The sequence below is a fragment of the Pantoea sp. SM3 genome, from assembly GCF_000963995.1.
GTDB classification, from domain to species: Bacteria; Pseudomonadota; Gammaproteobacteria; order Enterobacterales; family Enterobacteriaceae; genus Pantoea; species Pantoea rwandensis_B.
Map to the genome: position 1 here is coordinate 19,327 of NZ_JZRD01000018.1, position 18,987 is coordinate 38,313.

Here is an 18,987-nt window from a genome sequence, read left to right on the forward strand (position 1 = left end):
ATAAGAAAATTGTATTGGTCTAAATGTGAGCAGAGTAGCAGTTTAAAAGAAAACTTCTGGGAGCTGCTATGAACATAACCACCATCGCCAGCATTACGCTGCCCGCGTTTTACGATAAAGCCCGCAACCTCAACAACCTGCTGAGTTGGATGGAACAGGCGGCACAGGAAGGTGCCGATCTGGTGGTTTTTCCGGAGCAGGTTTTGCAAGGCTATCTGCCGGATACGCTCAACTGGAACGGTGAAGCAGTGGCGTGGCAAATGGCGCAAGCCGAAGTGGTGACAGAAGGTGAGAGCGTGCAGGCAATGCAAAAGCTCGCCACGCAACTGGGCTTGCATGTGGTTTTTGGCATGACCGAGCGCCATCCTGAACGTGCCGAAGTGCTGTTTAACAGCGCGGTGCTATTGGGGCCTGAGGGTTTAATCGGCGTATATCGCAAAGTGCATCAGCCGGGCGATGAGAAACATGTCTACTATCCTGGCAGCGATTTCCCGGTATTCCCTACGCCAATTGGCCGCATTGGCATGTTGATCTGTTACGACAAAGTGTTCCCGGAAAGCACCCGCGAGCTGGCGCTTAAAGGCGCAGACATCATGATCATGCCCACCGCATGGGGCTATGCGGGCGATGGCAGTGCAGGCGATGCCGATCCGATGGTCGATAGCTACACGCTGTTTGGACGCGTGCGCGCGCTGGAAAATCAGTGCTGGATGATCGAATCCAATCTGTGCGGCCAGCACGGCAATCTTCACTATCATGGCCACAGTCGCATCATCGATCCGCTCGGTCATATCGTCGCCGACAGTGGCAGCACGGAAGGCATGGCGATTGCCTGCGTCGAGGTGCAATCCGCCATTCTGCGCGCCCGCAGCAGTGACTATCTCGGCTATCACTTCCTGAAAGATTACGTTCCGGTGCAGGCTCCGCCTTCGCCGCTGACGGTTCACAATCGCCATGCGCGACCTTTGGGGGAAAACCATGAGTAAAGTTCTGGAAGCCGCTGGCATCCACAAAAGCTATCCCACGCCGGAGGGGGAGGTGACGGTGCTGCGCAACCTCAACTTCCACGCCAATCGCAACGAATTCGTCTCTTTTGTCGGGCCCAGCGGCTGCGGCAAATCGACGCTGTTCAACATCATCACCGGGCTGCTCATGCCGGACAGCGGCAGCATTCTGCTGAAGAATCGCGAAACCACCGGCACGCCGTCACCGGAACTCGGTTATGTGCTGCAAAAAGACCTGCTGTTTCCGTGGCGTACGGTGATCGACAACGTGATCCTCGGGCTGGAGGTGCGCGGCATGCCCAAAGCGCAGGCACGAGCGAAAGCGCGTGAACTGTTCGAGCTCTACAAGATGACCGGTTACGAGCAGAAGTATCCGTCGCAGCTTTCCGGCGGGATGAAACAGCGTGTGGCATTGATGCGCACCATGGTCACCAACCCGGAAATCATCCTGATGGATGAGGCTTATAAAGCGCTGGACTACCCGCTCAAAATTTCGCTGGAAAGTGAATTGCTGAGCGTGGTGAAAGAGCAGCACAAGACGGTGATCTTCATTACGCATGATATCGAAGAGGCGGTCACGCTGTCGGATCGCGTCTATGTGATGAAGGCGCGTCCCGGTGAAATTGTGCAGGAGATTGAGGTCGATCTGGGTACGGAGAGCCTGTCGATTCCCGTACGCCGCCTGTCGCCGCGTTTCAATGAGTATTACGAGCATATCTGGCGCAGCATCGGCATTCAGCCTGAGCCGGTTAACTAACGAGAGGACGACATGACAATGAACTCAGTGTCTACACGCCCCACGGTTGCGGCGACGGCAAATCGCAGTTCGCGAGAAACCTTTTTCCGCTCGGCTAACGCTCGCCGCTACACGCTGCTGTTCTTACAAGTGGCGATTGTGGTGGTGCTGCTGGGAGGGTGGGAACTCGGTGTGCGCAGTGGCAACATCAACGCCTTCCTGTTCTCCAGTCCCTCGCAGGTGTGGGAGGTGCTGGTCCAGCGGTTCCAGTCCGGTGAAATGGTGACCGATGTGCGCGTCACCGCCGTTGAAACCCTGGTGGGGTTTGCCGTGGGCGCGATTGGCGGCTCAATCCTCGGCCTGCTGCTGTGGTATTCGCGTTTTATCTCTGACCTGGCCGCGCCGTTTATCGCTGCCATTGGCTCAATCCCGGTGCTGGCGATTGCGCCGATGACCATCATCTGGTTCGGCACGGAGATGCTTTCCAAAGTGGTGATTGTGGCGTTTTCCTGCGTGGTGGTATCGCTGACCACCTCTTATAAAGGCGCGATGCGCACCGATCCTGACCTCATCAACCTATTGCGATCCTTCAACGCTGGACGCGGCACCATCTTCTTCAAGCTGGTGGTGCCATCCGCGATGTTGTGGGTGCTGTCAGGCTTACGCCTCAACGTTGGCTTCGCGCTGGTGGGCGCCATCGTGGGTGAATACATCTCTTCGGATAGCGGCGTGGGTCACATGATCCTGCTGGGTAGCTCCAATTTCGGTATGAACATTGTGCTGGCTGGCATCGTGCTGGTCATGCTGATGATGCTGTGTTTCAACGCGCTGGTGGCATTTATTGAACGCCTCATTCTCTCCTGGGACAGGAAATAATCATGAAAAAATTCCGTTTAGCTACGATCTCTGCCGCAGTTTGTCTGGCTTCTCTGGTGAGTGCGCACGCGGCTGACACGCCGGTGCGCATCAACCAGGCGTTTCAATCGCTGCTCTATCTGCCGCTGTATGTGGCGCAAGAGCAGGGCTTTTTTAAACAGCAGGGCGTTGATGTCAAAATCAGTACCGGCGGCGGTGGGGCGCAATCCTGGGCGGCGGTGATTGGCGGCTCGGCAGATTTCTCGATTCAGGATCCGGTGTTTGTACCTAAAACCCGTGAAAACGGCGGTAAAGGCGTGGTGGTGGCCGGGGTACAGAACGCGCCAACTATCTTCATCTTCGGCAAAGAGGCGGCTTCCTTGCAGGACAATTTGTCACTGCTCGCGGGGAAACGTGTGGTGACCAGCCCGCAACCTGATACCACCTGGGCGTTTATGAGTTATCTGATCAAACAGAACAACCTCAAAGACGTGAAGCTGGTGCATGTGGCGATTGGTAATGAAATCCCGGCGGTGGCGGCAGGTCGTGCAGATTACGCGTTAGCGGCGGAGCCACAGGTCACCATGGCCGAAAAGCAAAACGGCTTGCATGTGGCTTACTCGTTCTCAGCCGCACAATCCTGGTATCCGTTTGCCTTCTCCAGCCTGACGACCACGCAACAATATATCGATAAGAATCCGCAGGCCGCGCAGGCCGTCGTGACTGCCTTTGAACAGGCCTCGCGCTTTATCTACAAGCATCCGGCTGAGTCGGTGACCATTGCACGTAAATACTTCCCGGCGTTGCCCGAAGAGGTGGTGAAAACCGCCGTGCAGCGTGAAATTGATGCCAAAGGCTATCCAGAGAACGTGCTGGTGTCGCAGAAGGCCTGGGATAACAACATGAACATCGCGCTGTATGCCTAAAACATCAAAGCCTACCCCTCTGAAGCCACGTCATATCAGAACAACGTGAACACGGCGCTGGCGACGAAGGCCAAAGAAGCGGTTGATGCGATGGGTGATAAATAAGCCATTACCGACTTTCGACAGGTTATGGGCGTACCGCGGTGCGCCCGCATTAAAAGAGGATTGATGATGGATGCACTGACACTTCGGCTGGCCTTGATACAGCGTCATTGCGCGGCTGATGAGGTCGAGCTGGAACACCTGCTCACCGATTGTGAAGCGCGTGCGACGGGCGTTAGCGCCTTTGCAGCGCAACATTTCTTGCCAACGCTGCTGCCGGCAAATGCCTGGGTCTCTGCTTTGCAGCCGCCGCTGGAGTTGCCCCATGAGTGAGTTGATCGATGTCTCGATGCTGACCTTGGCACAACAGCTGCGCATGCGGCAGACCAGCGTCCCAGAACTGGTCGAAGCCTGTCTGGCGCGTGAGGAAATCACACGCGATCTTAATGCGTTCAATGAGGTCTATGTGTCTCAGGTACGTCAGACGGCCAAAGCCAGCCAACGCTTGCTGGAACAGGGTTACGACTTGGGCCCGCTGCATGGTATGCCGATTGCCATTAAAGCCAATATCGATTTGGCCGGTGAGGAGATGCACGCGGGCAGCCAGATACTCAGTGGCAATATCGCCCAGCGTGATGCGGTGGTCGTGCAGCGCCTGAAACAGGCGGGTGCGTTAATCATCGGCAGCACCAATATGCATGAGTTCGCCTGGGGCGGCACCACTAACAATCCGCACTACGGTGCCAGCAGTAATCCCTGGGATGATGCCCGCATTCCCGCCGGATCCAGCGGGGGTTCCGGCGTGGCTGCCTCGGTGCGCAGTGCGCTGGCAACGCTGGGAACCGATACCGGTGGTTCGATACGTTTACCGGCTTCGATGAACGGCATCACGGGCCTGCGCCCGGGCGTGGGCCGACTCTCCACGGAGGGCATTTTCCCCCTCGCCACCAGTCTCGATACCGTTGGGCCGCTGGCACGTTATGCCGAAGAGTGTGAAGTGCTGTTTAACGTGCTGGACGGCAAAACACAGCCGCTGACAGCTTTACCGGAACTGGCCGGATTGCGTATTGGTTTGCTGCCCGATGTGCATCAGCAGGTACAGCCCGATGTCGCGGCTGCCTATGATCAAATGGTGCAGTGGTTGGGCGCGGCGGGTGCACGTTGCCAGACGCTGAGTTTGACCGGGCTTGAGCAGGCTGTGAATGCGCTGGTGCTGATCAATCTTGCGGAACCGGCTTCATTGCACGCTGCCTGGCTTGCTGATCGTCCGCAAGAATACGGTGCGGATGTGCGTAAGCTGCTGCAAACGGGGCTCGCCATTACCGCCGTCGAGTATCTGCAGGCACAACGTTTCCGCACCGGTTTACGCTTGCAGTTGTTGCAGCATTTGAATCAGGTGGATGTGATTCTGGTGCCGACGCTGCCGTTTACCGCACCGCATAAAGGACTGGAAGTGATTCAAATGGGCGACCGCGAAGAGAGCGTGTTGACCGGCAACATGCGTTACAACGCGCTGGCAAGTCTGTCAGCACTGCCTGCTATCAGTCTGCCTGCCGGGTTTGATCATGAAGGGATGCCCATCGGCATGCAGCTCATTGGACGTGATGGCGCTGAGCGCAAACTGCTTGCTTTCGCGCGTCGATTCCAGCAGGAGCACGATTATCATCTGCAAACGCCAACCCGGCTACGTGCGTGAAACCCATTCCCCTGCGCGACCTGTTAATCCTGCTGTTGGTGGTAAACGGCTGGGCCTTTAACGTTATCGCCATGAAGTTTGGCCTGATGGAACTGCCGCCGCTGTTCATGCTGACGCTGCGTTTTGTGCTGGTGGCAGCCCTGTTGCTGCCGTTTCATCGCCTGACGTGGCGTCAGCTACCTGGCATGATGCTGCTGGGATTCACCTTTGGTTTTGTGCATTTCGGGTTAATGGTGATTGGCATGCAAAGCACCGATGCGGGCACCACCGCGGTGTTTATCCAGATGGGCACGCCGATCGCCATGCTGCTGGCCGCATTCTGGCTCAAAGAGCGGCTTCGCTATCAGCAAATCGGTGGCGTGGTGGTGGCGTTTTTTGGCGTGATAATTCTTGCAGGCAGCCCGGCGCTAACGCACTGGCAAAGCACCATGTGGTTATTGATGAGCGCTTGTGGCTGGGCATGCAGCACGGTGCTGATCAAGCGTCTGCCGCCGATTGCACCGCTGGCGATGACGGGCTGGCTGTCACTGTTTGCCATTCCACTGGTAGGGATGAGTTCGCTACTCACCGAGCAGCACCAACTCGCTTTGCTGCTGGCTGCGGGTTGGCGCGGTTGGCTGGGGGTGATCTACAGCGCGCTGGGTTCATCTATCCTCGCTTATTCATTGTGGTACGGCTTGCTAAAGCGCTATCCCGCCAGCCAGATTCTGCCCTGGTCATTGCTGAGCCCGGCACTGGCGCTGTTAATGGGCGTGGCGATTCTGCATGAATCACTGGATCGCAGCAAAGTGATCGGCACGCTGCTGATTGTGGGCGGGATATTGCTGGCAGTGGTACGAGGCACAGTAATAAAGAAGAGGGTAGTGGTGTAATTGGGATTTTTCAGCCGCAAAGCTCAGATATCTTTATGTAAGAGAGTTTTATCCGCGTATCACTCAAACCTGTCAATGCGGCATGTCAGGCACGCACGTCGGCTCAAAAGCGCGAGTTAATTCCCTTACTTAAAATTGATTTGTTGCGATAAACACAGCGCTTACCCGTGTTGATATTGTCGCAGCCCGATGTCCCTGTGTTAAAACGCCGAGTTAAGGGGAGGAATGAATGGGTTTGCGTTTTATTATTCTGTCCGCCGCGCTCATGCATACTGCCCTCTCTATCTTCCTAATCATTACCCTCCTATTTAATTAATTCCATCAATGCAATGCCTTATTAATAGCTGGTACTGATTTTTATAAATATTGCTACTAATCTGATTCGAACAGAAAACCCTTCACTATTTTTGTATAAACAGTCACAGTATCGACCAATTAAAATGAAAGCGTAAAGTAAAGAGAGAATGTGAAGGTTATTTGACTATATAACCTTTTGGCAAATAAATATACCAGTAATGCATATAAATCCCGTTGCTTTTGAGCGTAGAACATCAATCAAGCATAACAACTGCAACTCAACATAAGTGTATGTGAGACGTGAAATGTATTCTAACGCAATATGGATCATGCTGGAGAAGTCAGTCAACATCATCGGACTGATATATATCAATTCGTTAATGGCTAAATACATTGGCCCAGATAACTTTGGCAAGATAAACATCGCCACTTCTCTGTTTATTTTTGTGCAGACGTTATCATGGTTTGGCGGTCAAAATATTATCTTCAAGCGCATGAGCGAGAGGACGCGATCGGGTATCTCTTTAGCAATGCATACTCAGAATCAGCGACGTTTTTTCTTTCTCATCTTCTCAAGTGCAGTACTGACGTATCTCTACTTCTTTACGGATCTCACGGTCTTTATCTTTGGCGTGGCCAACTGCATCGCGACCTATTACATCGTGATGGACTTCTTTTCGATTTACAACAACACCCAATTAAAATCAAAAATCAACACGATAACCAATGTCATCGGACTATCCATGGCACTGTTAGCCCGGTACGGCATCGCACACTTCGAGCTGCCTATTTACTACTTCACAATTCCCATTATTATTATTCCCCTTATCCCTTACATTATGCGTCTCATTTACTTTAGGCAGACTACGACAATCAATGAGAGCAGTAAGGGTGCCGTCATGTATAACCGTCATATGTTGTACACCGGTGGGGCCTTGATCCTATCGAGCATATCAGCGGATATCTACACGCAGATTTCGAGTATTTTTCTGGCCAAAATGATTTCTTACTCAAATCTGGGAATCTATAGCGTTGCATTAACCATAGGAGGCGCCTGGTCATTTATCGTATTGGCATTAATAACGAGTTTCTTCTCAAAGATTTACAATGAAAAGAATCAACCTGCTGTTGATGAGTTACTCAGTAAGATCAATAGGATTGTTATCCTGCTGTCCCTTGTTGTGCTAGGTGGGTTCTATCTGGTTGGTGATGACTTTGTCCATTTGCTGTATGGCAATAATTATATGGGGTCTGTGGAAATCATACCCATCATCATTATTGGCACGATGTTCTCGTCACTGGGAACGATCTGCTACCGGTATATGATCAAAGAGTCCGGATACAACTACCTGGCTAAGAAAATGTTTTTATGTTGTGTCTTAACCGTGCCATTTTCCTGGGTCATGATCCGTTCCTTCGGAATTAATGGCGCTGCATACTGTTTTTTGATTGTTGAAATTTTGTCTTGCACGTTACTGAATTATTTTTTCAAGAATAGAACAATCATCAAAATGCACCTCAACATTTTTAAAACGAGATAATTTCAATGAGAATGATAAAACACACAGTTAAGTCAGCTCTGAAAATTAGCGCTAATATTTCACCAGAATTCTGTGCTAAAGCCCACTACTACATAAAATTTAAGAAGAAACTTAATTTAACCAACCCGACCAATTTTAATGAAAAGATTCAGTGGCTCAAGTTCAATGAGCTGAATAATGATATCTACACCCGCTGCGCGGATAAGTATAAAGTCAGGGAATATATTTCATCCAAAGGCTGCGGTGAAATTCTCAATGAGCTTTATGGCGTCTACGATAGTCCTCAAGACATTGACTATGCTGCACTGCCTGAAAGGTTTGCGCTCAAGTGTAATCACGGCGCAGGCTACAACATCATTTGTAGTGATAAATCCTCATTAGATGTTGAAAAAACCAACAGGCAGTTGAGCAAGTGGTTAAGTGAGGATTTCTCATCACATTTTATTGAGCCACAGTACCGAAAGATTGAGAGAAAGATTCTCTGTGAAAAATTCATCGAGAATGAACGCGGTGGTTTCCCAGACGACTATAAGTTTTACTGCTTCAACGGTGAACCTTACGCCGTCATGGTTTGTGTCGGTCGTGAAAAAGGCACGCCTAAATTCTATTACTTTGATATGAACTGGAATCCACTTCCCTTTGAAGACACAGTGAAGTTGCTTAATAAGCATGATCTGCCAGAGATGCCTGATGGCTTTGTGAAAATGAAGCATTATGCAATGAAACTGGCGACCGATTTTAAGTTTGTGCGCGCTGATTTCTATCTTCTGAACGGTGAGGTCATTTTTGGTGAACTGACATTTACGCCTTCAGCAGGACTGGATGTCTCACTTCAGGAAGCGGATGCCATTTTGGGTGGGCAGCTGAGGTTGTGATCTGTGTGCATTGAGCGAACACAGCACACTCACGTCGCCCTTCGCTGTGGGTTAATAGCGGCTCGGGGATTGAGGGTGGCATAAAGCAACCCTTGATCCCCTTGTTATTTATTGATTAAGTTCCTTCAATAGCCTTGTGTTCATATACAGCTTCTCGCGTCCGTAACTTTTCTCTTCTAATACGCCAATTTCCACCAACTGTTTCAAATAGGAAGAGGCCGTTTGACGTTTAGCGATACCACTTTCAACCAGATTTTCGATGCGGCAGTAAGGTTGCGCAAACAGCACCTGCATCAACTCATAGGAATAGATTTTTGGCAGTTTTTCCCTGACGTACGCTGCCACTTCGGTGATTAATGCCCGCACGATAGCAATCTTTTGCGTCGTCCAAATGGCGGTATTTCGCACGGCTTCCAGCATGAATAGAATCCAGGCTTCCCATTCACCGTTTGCGGTGACGCCACGCAGCAGCGTGTAGTAATCGTCTCGGTTTTCCAGAATGAACCGCGAGAGATACAGAATGGGTAACGAAAGCAACTCGGTTTGGATCAAGTACAGAATATTCAGGATACGGCCAGTACGACCATTACCGTCAGGAAAGGGGTGAATGCACTCAAACTGATAATGGGAAATCGCCATTTTTACCAGTGGATCGATCTCGTCATTGGCATGAATGAAACGCTCCCAGTTTGCCATCAAATCACGAATAGCGGTTTCACCCACAGGAGGGGTATAAACCACGTTGTTGTGTTGGTCACGCAACACCGTCCCCGGCGTTTTGCGAATATCACTTTGCACTGCACGTAGCTTGGTGCAAAGCGCTATCGCTGTATTGGTACACAGTGGGTAAGCATCAAGATGGGTATAGCCCTCGAACAGGGCCGTGCGGTAACGTAACGCCTCTTTTGTGGAGGGATCGGCGTTTTCGTCATGATCGGCATATTGGAAAAGCTGATCGCTGGTGGTCACGATGTTTTCAATGCGAGATGAATCCTTCGCTTCTAACATGGGTAAGATGTTAATCAGCAACCCTTGATCGGGGATCAGTTCCCCAGCGGTTTTTAGCTCCGCGACTGCGGCCCGAGCCGCGATACAAGCCTTCAAAACCCTACGTGTCTCAATGGTTTCGAGGTCAGGCGGCAGCAACGGCAAGGTGTTATAGGGGGTTTCAGGTTTCCAGCTCATATGTTTAAAAAAACCGATTTTATCGACATATAGCCATAATATGTCGATGCCTTAAACATGTCACGGCCATATGTTTAAAAAAACCGATTTTATCGACATATCGTCAAAACATGACGATGCCGTATACATATCGAAATCCAGGTCTCTGTCAAAAATCGTCACGACTCTGCCGGGTTATTGGGGTGTTTGCCAACCAATTCATACTCAATCATTCAGGTTATCAATAGCCACACTTTATTCACTTCCGAGCTTTTTCCTTCTGATGGCAGTCAGGAAATATTTTGCGTTTATTTTGAATTATCGTGCCACCTATAAATGAAAAGTAAGATATATCATATGACCTGAGATGTTAAATGAACACATAACAGCTTGAGGCCAATGCTATAGGGTGTAATGGTATATAAATCAATGCATTAGATGCCTTGCAAGGTGGGGCATCGATAAGTACTTTCCTACAGACTATTCTTAGTTATCTTGCTAGGCTATCTTTCAAATCCATCCTGTCAACCGATCTTACGGGCCGCCTATCCCATGAAGAAAGTGCTAATTGTCGATGACCATCCGGTGATTCGTTTTGCCGTGAAAATGCTGCTGGAGCGAAGCGGTATGGAGGTTGTGGCTGAAACTGATAATGGTGTGGATGCTATTCAGAAGACCAAAGATACGCTCCCGGACCTGGTATTACTGGATATCGGTTTACCTAAAGTGGATGGTTTTCAGGTGTTACAACGTCTACGCGCATTGCAGTTACCGCTGAAAATTTTGGTGCTGACCTCGCAAGGGGGAGCGAACTTTGCCCAACGTTGCAAGAAGGCCGGTGCCGACGGTTTTGTCACCAAAAGCGATGATTTAGGCGAACTCACCGATGCGATTAAAATGGTGATGCGCAACTATAGCTTTTTCCCGCACGTGGAGTATGGGCAGTCGAATAATCAGGATGACGGCAAGTTGCTTTCTGATATTTCCGATCGTGAACTCAGTGTTTTGATCAGCATTGCTAAGGGTCTGACCAACAAGCAGATAGGGGAACAACTGATGTTAAGTGAAAAGACCATCAGTACCTATAAACATCGCCTAAAACATAAACTCAATGCACACACGTTAATTGAGTTGATCGATTTTGCCCGTCGTAACAATTTGATTGGATAATTCTTTCTATGCAGCGCTTACGTGTCATTTTACTGTTTATCGGAACGTGGCTGGTTTGCGCTCCCGTTCAGGCTTCCGAACTTCAGTTAATGACGCACCTGATAGGCTCAGAACAACCTGCATTATTATTATCCCCCGATGAAAAAGCCTTCCTTCACCAGAAACATCAGTTGGTGATGGGCGTGATGCGTAACGACTCGCCCCCCTATGGGATGCGCAATATTCGTGGCGAATTTGAAGGTATCAGCGCGGATTATGTCGGTCTTATCGCGCAACAGTTAGGTATTGCGGTCCGCATTGAAACCTTTAATGATCCTGAAAAGCGCTGGGAAGCATTGGCGGCGGGAAAAATCGATTTTATCCCTTCAGTTCCCGCCAATGTGGCAAAAGACGCGTTTGCTATGTCCACATCCTATGCCAGAGACCGGGCGGTTCTGGGTACGGAGATGACACATCCCATGGCGCTACCTGCTGACCTGCAAGGGGTTCAGGTGGCTTTAGTTAGAGATTACCTGCCGCTTTCACTGTTACGCCAATATTACCCGCAAGCCAAATTTCGTCTTTATGAAAATTATCAGGATGCTCTCAGCGCTGTGGCTTTCGGCAAAGCGGATGTCTACCTGGGCAATAGTTACTCGCTAAGTCGCAACTTCCTGAATAACTTGCAGTTAGCGCGCTATAGCACCTTGCCAGTCAGGGATATCTCCTTCGCATTTAGCCGCAACCAGCCTGAACTGTTGACGCTGTTTAATAAGGCGTTAGCGAATATTCCTCTGGATGATAAGCTGCAAATTAACCGTATCTGGCAGCCTGATTTTGTCGATATTACCCAGTCTGTTAATCCGTTGACCTTCACACCTAAAGAACAACGGTGGATGAAGGCGCATCCTCGCGTCAATGTGGTGTTTTTTAGCGGCGATAAAGCGGCGCCAGTGACCATTGTGGGTGCCGATGGGCAATTACGCGGCATGGCATTCGATTTGCTATCAATTGTGCGTCTGAAAACCGGGCTAAACTTTGAATACAGTACTGTGGATAATGCCATCCAGTTGATGCAACGGGTTAAAACGGCTGAAGTCGATATGTTTGCCTCACTGACGCCCAGTATACAGAGTTCGCAACAGATCCTTTTTACTCGCCCTTATCTGCGTAGTGCCTATGCCCTTACCACGCGCGCAAATCGCAGCGATATTCATTCTCTGCCAGATTTGCGCGGTAAGCGGCTGGCGATGGTGTCGGGCAGTGGGTCAGAAGATCTCATTCACACACATTTTCCTGATATCACAGTGGTTTCAGTGGATAACGAATCTGCATTGATGCAAAGCGTGGCTGAAGGGCGCGCGGATGCCGCTGTGGGCATTCTAATGATGTCGGATTATCAAATTAAATCTTACTACCCCCGGCAACTTAAAATTGTCGCGACCGTAGGGGATAGACCCGCCTGGATATCCTTTGGTGTCGGGCCAGGCGATCCTGAACTGCAATCCATTCTTGATAAAGTGCTGTTAAGCATTCCGCCCGTCGAAATAGAGAGTCTGGCAAACCGTTGGCGCCCAGGGGATTTTGTCAATATTGACGATTTTTGGACACGTTATCGTGATTTGCTGATCGCGTCCGCTATTTTCACCGGCATCATTATCCTGCTGACGGTGGGATGGGCATTTTATCTGCTTCAGCAGATAAAACGTAAGGCGGCGCTACGCCGGGAATTAAACAATCAACTGGCGCAGTTGCGTACCGTAGTCAGCAGTATGCCGTTCCCCGTTTCACTGCGCGATCGTCAGGGAAGACTGACATTCTGCAACGAGCGCTATCTCGTCGAAACCGGTGTCACTTATGACGAGGCGCTGGGCAAAACCATGGTGGAACTTCCCGGCCTGCGCACCCCAGAACAAGCGGCTTTCTATCATGGTCAGCTAATGGAAGTGATGAACTCCGACTCGCGCATTCTGGAAGATCGCCGTTACGACTTGTGGGACAACCCCAATTCTTCCATCGGCATCACCGTTTATCAGTGGATTGAACCCTGGCATGACAGTGATGGCACGGTGGTGGGGGTGATCGGGGGGTGGATGGATATCTCGGATCGTGAAGCCCTGTTCGCCGAGCTACGTGAAGCCAAAGAGCGTGCGGAAGATTCTAGCCGGGCGAAATCCGTGTTTCTCTCTACCATGAGCCATGAAATCCGTACGCCCATGAACGCAATCATCGGCATGCTGGATATGGCATTAAAGAAAGGGCGCAATGGCGAGCAGGATATCCAGGCGCTGGAAGTCGCCTATGAATCGGCTGACAGTCTGGTGGGACTGATTGGCGATATTCTGGATATTTCACGCATCGAGGGTGGGCAGCTGGATTACCATCCTGAACCCGTTGATTTGGCGAAGCTGATCGATAATCTGCTCAAAGTTTTTCAGGGACTGGCACTGGATAAAAACATCAGTCTGACCAAGCGCTATCCCGAAGAACCGCTACAACCGGTGCTGGCCGATCCTCTGCGTATCAAGCAAGTGCTCTCCAATTTGCTGGGCAATGCGATTAAATTTACCGATCAGGGCGGTGTGTCACTAACCGTCCAGCAGCAGGTGGATGCGGTAAGCAATCTGGTGACTTACACCATCAATGTGCAGGACAGCGGCATTGGTATTGATCAGGCACAGCAGGTAACGCTGTTCCAGCCCTTTAGTCAGGCGGATAATCGCCGCTCTGGGACCGGTTTAGGTCTTTATATCAGCCGTACCGTTTGTGAAAAAATGAACGGCACCTTAACCTTGAGCAGCGAGCGGGGCATTGGGACTTGTGTGCAAGCGGTGATGCGTTTGCCACTGATGAGCCTTGCGGAGGAAAAAGACAAATCAATCCGTGATATTGCCGCCGCTTTGCCCAGCGGGAAGGTGCTGGTGGTCGATGATAATGTCGCCAATCGCATGTTACTGGCGAAACAGCTCAGTTGGCTGGGGCAGCAGGCGACACTGGCGTGCGATGGCTATGAAGCACTGCAATGCTGGCAGCAAGAACATTACGATGCGATCATCACTGACTGCAATATGCCGGGCCTCAGTGGCTATCAATTGACGCAGGTAATCCGTGAATCGGAAGAAGAGCAGTCGCGTAGGGCGGCGTGGATTATTGGCTTTACGGCCAATGCCATGCACGAAGTCTATGAGCGTTGCATGGAAGCGGGCATGAACAGCTGTTTATTCAAACCGTGTTCGTTAAACAGTTTGTCCGCTGCACTCAGTCAGGCCTTTTCCGGACAGGCAGCTGAATGGAGTGAGGAACAGAACCTGCCTGCAGAACAGGCGGATGAAGAACAACGTATGGCGGAAAGCCTGCATGATCTCATGGTAACGACGTTACAAGAGGATCTTTCAATACTTGCTGCTTTAACGCCAGCTGAGGATCGCCATGCGATCGCCGATCTTGTGCATCGTATCGCGGGAAGCCTGCGTATTGCGCGGCGTAATGATCTGGCAGATGCCTGCCTGAGTCTGGAAATGCAGTGCCGGGATACCTCTTTACCGACCGTGAGCTTCACACCCGCCCTGACTTTACTGACGACAGAACTTTACGCCTATCTCTCTGACTTACAGAATTCGCCGGTGCTGTGAGGCATCGGTTTATTTCTCTGCTAAGCAAAGCCATTTCTCGCGGCTAAATCCACCACATCGCTTATCTTACTGGTTTGCATCTTTTTCATAATACTGCGTTTATAGGTACTGACGGTTTTACAACTGAGACCCAGTTCCTGGGCAATGGTCTTATTTTTTTTACCGGCGGCCAGATGACGTAGTATTTGTACTTCCCGATTGGTGAGTGATTGGATGATCGGTCTGTCAGGATAGAGCTGATGATAAGTGTTTTTAGCATGGCGAAATACCACGGGCTCGTTATTGGCGAGCGCGGTTAACACGCTGCTGAGTTTTTCAATGGGACAGGCTTTGCTCATATACGCCTGGTATTCCAGGCGTAAACTGCGCAACAGATAATAAACGCTTTCGTCTCCTGCATAGGCAAAGATTTGGATATCGGCATAATGGCGCTTTAACCTAATGAGTTTAATCAGTGAGGAGTGGCTGAGTTGGGCCGGATCAAACACCACAAGATGTGGGCGATACACCAGCGTGCTATAAATGAAGTCATCCTCATCGCCGGTGGCGACAATCACTTTATCGTGACGTTGCTGAAAAAAAGGCACTAAAACATCGAGAATTAGCGGTTGCTTGTCATAAATAATAACGTGCATCAGGGTATCCTTATCTCTCCTGGGCTGAACGCCAGTACGCGTGACGCTTCAGCGGCATCGTGGTTCAACCCCCAATCGTGAGAAATGCGCAAACGACTCACTAGCGGCAAGGCATAAAGCACCTGATCAATAGCGGTGAGTAATTGTGGCGCACGGCGGTTCACAACAAAGCTGAAGTTCAGCGTACCTAAGGTTGAATCCGGCGTTAGCCAGACATTATCAAGCTGTAAGTCGCGTGTGAGATCGTGGGCGGTGGTGCGCTTAATAGTAATAGCACCGGGCTCACCGGTAGCCAGGCTCGGTCTTGTTTTACCGACGGTTGTCAGAGAAGTTTGATGGCGCTGCACCTTGCTACGCTTGTGTAAGTAAATTCCTACCGTTCAATCAGTAACCGTTGACTCAGAATAGTCTCGCCTTGCGTTACGATCCGCGCGCAATAAAATGTATTTTGGTGTTTATTCTGGCTGACTAATGAGGTTTAAACGGATGATCCGTTACGCGGGTGAAAAAATAGCGGTGGTATTACTGGATGACCACCCGATGATTCGATTATCACTGGAATTGGCGGCCCGAAAATATCCTGATATGCAGATTATCGGTAGTTTTGCCCATAGCCGCGAACTCTTAACATGGTTGCAGAAGAACTCTGCTGATGTGCTGGTGCTGGATTATATTTTGGGTGGCGATGAGCTAGATGGCTTGTCGTTGATAAAACAGATTTTATTACGTCATCCAAAATTAAAAATTTTACTCTCGTCATCCATGGAAAGCCTGGCGGTAATACGCGCTGCCTTTATGAGTGGAATCAAAGGCTATATTTCTAAACGTGAAGAGGCGCAGGTGTATTTTGATGCCATTCGCGTGATTGACAGCGGGCTGCGCTTTATTCCAGATAACATTGAAAGTGAATTAAGAAAAATACCGGTGCGTAAGTGCGATGGCGCGGTATTAGATGGACCGCTGTATCACGCCAACGGCGATAAGATTTCTCACCTGGATACGCTGTTATCGCCACGTGAAGCCGAAGTGATTCGCTGTTTCCTCGATGGCATGCAGGTGATTGAGATCGCGGAAAAATTAAAACGCAGTCGTAAAACCATCAGCGGGCACAAACAATCGGGGATGAAAAAACTGGGGTTGACCACCGATTTAGAATTGTTTAAATACCGCGACCATCTTTTCTAATATTCACTTTTTTTTCATTCAGCAGCGGCCGGATGGTTTTACGTCAATCAGGAAGCATAAATTTTATGGATACGTTACCTTTTTCAATACGTATGAGTATTAAAGTTCGAGCAGCTAGTTTATCAACTCTGGTGAGGATAGCAGTGGCCCTCGCTTACACAGCGAAAAGCCGTATGACGCGCAGTGAGTGACATAACAGCAATGAAACCTTCCCCGAAATTAAAGCCATTTAACAGATCGCGCTTGGTAATTGCCGTATTTGGGGTGTTATGCGGTACGCTTACAGGGGCGGAGTCGTTTTCCTGATTTGATGTGGAATCACTTAAAGCAAAAGGGGCTAGCGGCTTCGCTGGTTACCGAGCTCGCGCCAGCACCGCCTTTTATGCCCTGCAACAGTACGGTAGAGCTGAAGGTCAATGGTGCGAAGCGTGGGCGTCACGCGGTGCAGTTTGTTGAGAAGAGGCGGCAACGGGGATTTTATTGACGCGGTCGGCCTACATCACCCACAGTCTCAATGAGAACCCTTCCCGGCACACCCAATCCACAACCATTCATCAACAGCCTTCATTCAATCCTGCGCCTCAGCGAATAGTGCACGAATTCGTACAAATTTATCGGTAACGTACTCAGCTTCATCCCTTTTCGGAACCACAGTTGTATGAAAAATCTGTCAAAACTGGTCATCACTTTAGGCCTGTTTTTAGCCGTCAACGCTCAGGCTGAAGCACAAGGATGCCTGAAAGGCGCGATGATGGGTGCCGCAGCGGGACATGTTGCGCACCATGCCGTGATGGGTGCGGTTGGGGGCTGTATTGTGGGCCATCACATGGCCAGTAAGCAGAAAAAAGAAGCTGCAGCCAAACAGCAGCAGCAAAAGTAATAGGCAGAGATGCGCTTCCGGTTTAACGTGTTCAATGCAGGTTTAACCGGAGGCGATGAGCGTCATCGCCCGCCTATCAGGAAGATAGCCCATCATGATCACTATCGAACCCGCCGATCCTTTTGCACCTGAATCTCAACGTCTGATTGAACAGCTCTCTACCGAGTTGTCGGCGATTACCGGGAACAACGGCAAAAGCCACTTTAGCGCTGAAGCGATTGATGCAAAGCGATCCATCTGGGTGTTGGCAAAAGATCAACAGGGCAGAGCAGTAGGCTGTGCTTCACTGCGGCCGCTGTCGGATGACGTCGCAGAACTGAAACGCATGTATTCAGATCGCAGCGTATCCGGCGTGGGGGCGGCGCTTTTGGATTATCTGCAAGAGTGGGCGGCAAAAGCGGGCTATAAAGATATTCGGCTCTCAACGCGTGTCATCAACACGCGTGCGGTGTTGTTTTATCTGAAGCAGGGCTTTCAACAGATAGATAATTACGGCCCTTATGTGGGGAGATCCGAGTCTATCTGTCTCAGTAAAACCCTTTAATTCGCGCCCGTTCCGTCAAAAAACTGGCACAGCAGCTGCCAAAGGTGCTGCGCAGCAGGGGTAAAGCGGTGGTCGGCGCTGCGTAACAGATGGCATTGGCTCTCGCGGGCGATGCGATGATTGATCGGCACCGCGATCAGATTGCGTGACACCAGGGCGTCTTCCACCACTTTCGTCGTCATAAAGGCAATGCCCATTCCCGCCTGGCTCAGCGCAATCGCACTGGAAAACAGGTTGCAGCTGTAGGCGGGCGTGAACACCAATCCTTCCTGATTAAACATGACATTCATATAGCTCTGAATACCAAAGTCTTTATCCATGCCAATCAGCGGATATTCGGCAAGATCGCTGACCTCTACCTGTTGATACAATCCGATAGGGTGATCACGATGCACAATGGCGCAGATGGGGCCGCGCAGATAACTGTGACACTTCACGCCGGGCGGACCAAGAGGGCCAAAGCCTACGGCCATATCCACTTCGCCACGGGTGATCAGGCTCACCGTGGTTTGCATATCGCCGGATAAAATATCGATGAACACTTCAGGGTAGCTTTGCGAAAAAGGCCGCAAGACATACTTCACCACCTCATCGACCATCCCCTGGCCGACACGCATGCGGATCGAGCCGCCGCGTTTATGGCGCAAATCACGCAGACGTCTTTCCAGGTGGCTTCTGCGCTGATGCGTTTGCGCATAATCTTCAGCCAGCAATTTCCCCGCTTCGGTCAGCACAACATTGCGTCCGCGCCGCTCCAGCAGCGGCAATTGCATATCACGCGCCAGCTGCGAAAGTTGACGACTGATGGCTGCGGGATCCACATCCAGCGCCTCCGCCGCGCGACGAATGCCGCCATGAACACCGACTTCATACAAGTATCTTATGGACTTGTCAGGATAGAGCAGCATTGCCATAGGTTTTCATTATCTGTTGTTCTCAGGTCAACAATAATAA

18 protein-coding genes are annotated in these 18,987 nt (G+C 50.5%); 14 read left to right on the plus strand and 4 right to left on the minus strand.

The annotated features are described in order from the left end of the window. Positions 1-68: 68 nt before the first annotated feature. The 9 genes from VI01_RS12035 to VI01_RS12075 all read left to right on the plus strand — a co-directional run bounded on the left by VI01_RS12035 (position 69) and on the right by VI01_RS12075 (position 8,844). Positions 69-986 (plus strand): carbon-nitrogen hydrolase family protein, encoded by a 918-nt coding sequence (locus VI01_RS12035; protein WP_045815294.1) that lies wholly within the window; start codon positions 69-71, stop codon positions 984-986. Beyond that, a complete protein-coding gene (locus tag VI01_RS12040; RefSeq protein WP_045815295.1) occupies positions 979-1,761 on the plus strand; it encodes an ABC transporter ATP-binding protein in 783 nt (260 codons plus the stop codon). Before VI01_RS12035 ends, VI01_RS12040 begins: the two co-directional genes overlap by 8 nt. A gap of 12 nt (positions 1,762-1,773) precedes the next feature. Beyond that, positions 1,774-2,616, plus strand: a complete 843-nt coding sequence (locus VI01_RS12045) for an ABC transporter permease (RefSeq protein ID WP_045815296.1) — start codon at positions 1,774-1,776, stop codon at positions 2,614-2,616. A 2-nt stretch (positions 2,617-2,618) separates the two neighbouring features. Then, the gene (locus VI01_RS12050) at positions 2,619-3,521 is read left to right on the plus strand and encodes an ABC transporter substrate-binding protein (protein ID WP_231638514.1); all 903 of its coding nucleotides are present in this window, start codon (positions 2,619-2,621) and stop codon (positions 3,519-3,521) included. A gap of 168 nt (positions 3,522-3,689) precedes the next feature. Next, positions 3,690-3,896, plus strand: coding sequence for a hypothetical protein (locus VI01_RS12055; protein ID WP_045815297.1), 207 nt, complete (start codon positions 3,690-3,692; stop codon positions 3,894-3,896). Further along, positions 3,889-5,259, plus strand: a complete 1,371-nt coding sequence (locus tag VI01_RS12060; RefSeq protein ID WP_045815298.1) for an amidase — start codon at positions 3,889-3,891, stop codon at positions 5,257-5,259. Before VI01_RS12055 ends, VI01_RS12060 begins: the two co-directional genes overlap by 8 nt. Positions 5,260-5,264: 5 nt before the next feature. Continuing rightward, on the plus strand, positions 5,265-6,131 hold the full coding sequence (locus VI01_RS12065; RefSeq protein WP_045815338.1) for a DMT family transporter: 867 nt from the start codon (positions 5,265-5,267) through the stop codon (positions 6,129-6,131). Between the two features lie 602 nt (positions 6,132-6,733). Then, a complete protein-coding gene (locus VI01_RS12070) occupies positions 6,734-7,969 on the plus strand; it encodes an oligosaccharide flippase family protein (protein ID WP_045815299.1) in 1,236 nt (411 codons plus the stop codon). Positions 7,970-7,974: 5 nt separating this feature from the next. Then, positions 7,975-8,844, plus strand: coding sequence for an ATP-grasp fold amidoligase family protein (locus VI01_RS12075; protein WP_052697000.1), 870 nt, complete (start codon positions 7,975-7,977; stop codon positions 8,842-8,844). A 108-nt stretch (positions 8,845-8,952) separates the two neighbouring features. Here the strand turns inward: VI01_RS12075 and fic are convergent, their stop codons facing one another. Then, a complete protein-coding gene (gene fic / locus VI01_RS12080; RefSeq protein WP_045815301.1) occupies positions 8,953-10,029 on the minus strand; it encodes a protein adenylyltransferase Fic in 1,077 nt (358 codons plus the stop codon). Positions 10,030-10,560: 531 nt separating this feature from the next. Here fic and VI01_RS12085 point away from each other — a divergent pair. Both VI01_RS12085 and VI01_RS12090 read left to right on the plus strand, forming a co-directional pair. After that, complete coding sequence (locus tag VI01_RS12085; protein WP_045815302.1) at positions 10,561-11,178, plus strand: response regulator transcription factor; 618 nt, start codon at positions 10,561-10,563, stop codon at positions 11,176-11,178. A gap of 89 nt (positions 11,179-11,267) precedes the next feature. Then, on the plus strand, positions 11,268-14,789 hold the full coding sequence (locus VI01_RS12090) for a transporter substrate-binding domain-containing protein (protein ID WP_156149354.1): 3,522 nt from the start codon (positions 11,268-11,270) through the stop codon (positions 14,787-14,789). Between the two features lie 20 nt (positions 14,790-14,809). On the opposite strand, the gene VI01_RS24565 is transcribed toward VI01_RS12090, so the two are convergent. Both VI01_RS24565 and VI01_RS25385 read right to left on the minus strand, forming a co-directional pair. Next, positions 14,810-15,424, minus strand: coding sequence for a response regulator transcription factor (locus VI01_RS24565; protein ID WP_052697001.1), 615 nt, complete (start codon positions 15,422-15,424; stop codon positions 14,810-14,812). Beyond that, entirely contained in the window at positions 15,424-15,771 is a 348-nt protein-coding gene (locus tag VI01_RS25385) for a hypothetical protein (RefSeq protein WP_156149355.1), read from the minus strand. Before VI01_RS25385 ends, VI01_RS24565 begins: the two co-directional genes overlap by 1 nt. A gap of 139 nt (positions 15,772-15,910) precedes the next feature. Between VI01_RS25385 and VI01_RS12100 the strand changes: the two genes are divergently transcribed. The 3 genes from VI01_RS12100 (at position 15,911) to VI01_RS12110 (ending at position 18,033) form a co-directional block, all read left to right on the plus strand. Then, the gene (locus VI01_RS12100) at positions 15,911-16,609 is read left to right on the plus strand and encodes a response regulator transcription factor (protein ID WP_045815304.1); all 699 of its coding nucleotides are present in this window, start codon (positions 15,911-15,913) and stop codon (positions 16,607-16,609) included. 658 nt (positions 16,610-17,267) lie between these two features. Continuing rightward, positions 17,268-17,489: a hypothetical protein gene (locus tag VI01_RS12105; protein WP_045815305.1), complete on the plus strand. Its 222-nt coding sequence runs from the start codon at positions 17,268-17,270 to the stop codon at positions 17,487-17,489. A 94-nt stretch (positions 17,490-17,583) separates the two neighbouring features. After that, complete coding sequence (locus VI01_RS12110) at positions 17,584-18,033, plus strand: GNAT family N-acetyltransferase (protein ID WP_045815306.1); 450 nt, start codon at positions 17,584-17,586, stop codon at positions 18,031-18,033. Here the strand turns inward: VI01_RS12110 and VI01_RS12115 are convergent. After that, complete coding sequence (locus VI01_RS12115) at positions 18,030-18,947, minus strand: LysR family transcriptional regulator (RefSeq protein ID WP_045815307.1); 918 nt, start codon at positions 18,945-18,947, stop codon at positions 18,030-18,032. The two genes, VI01_RS12110 and VI01_RS12115, sit on opposite strands and share 4 nt — an antisense overlap. Positions 18,948-18,987: the final 40 nt, after the last annotated feature.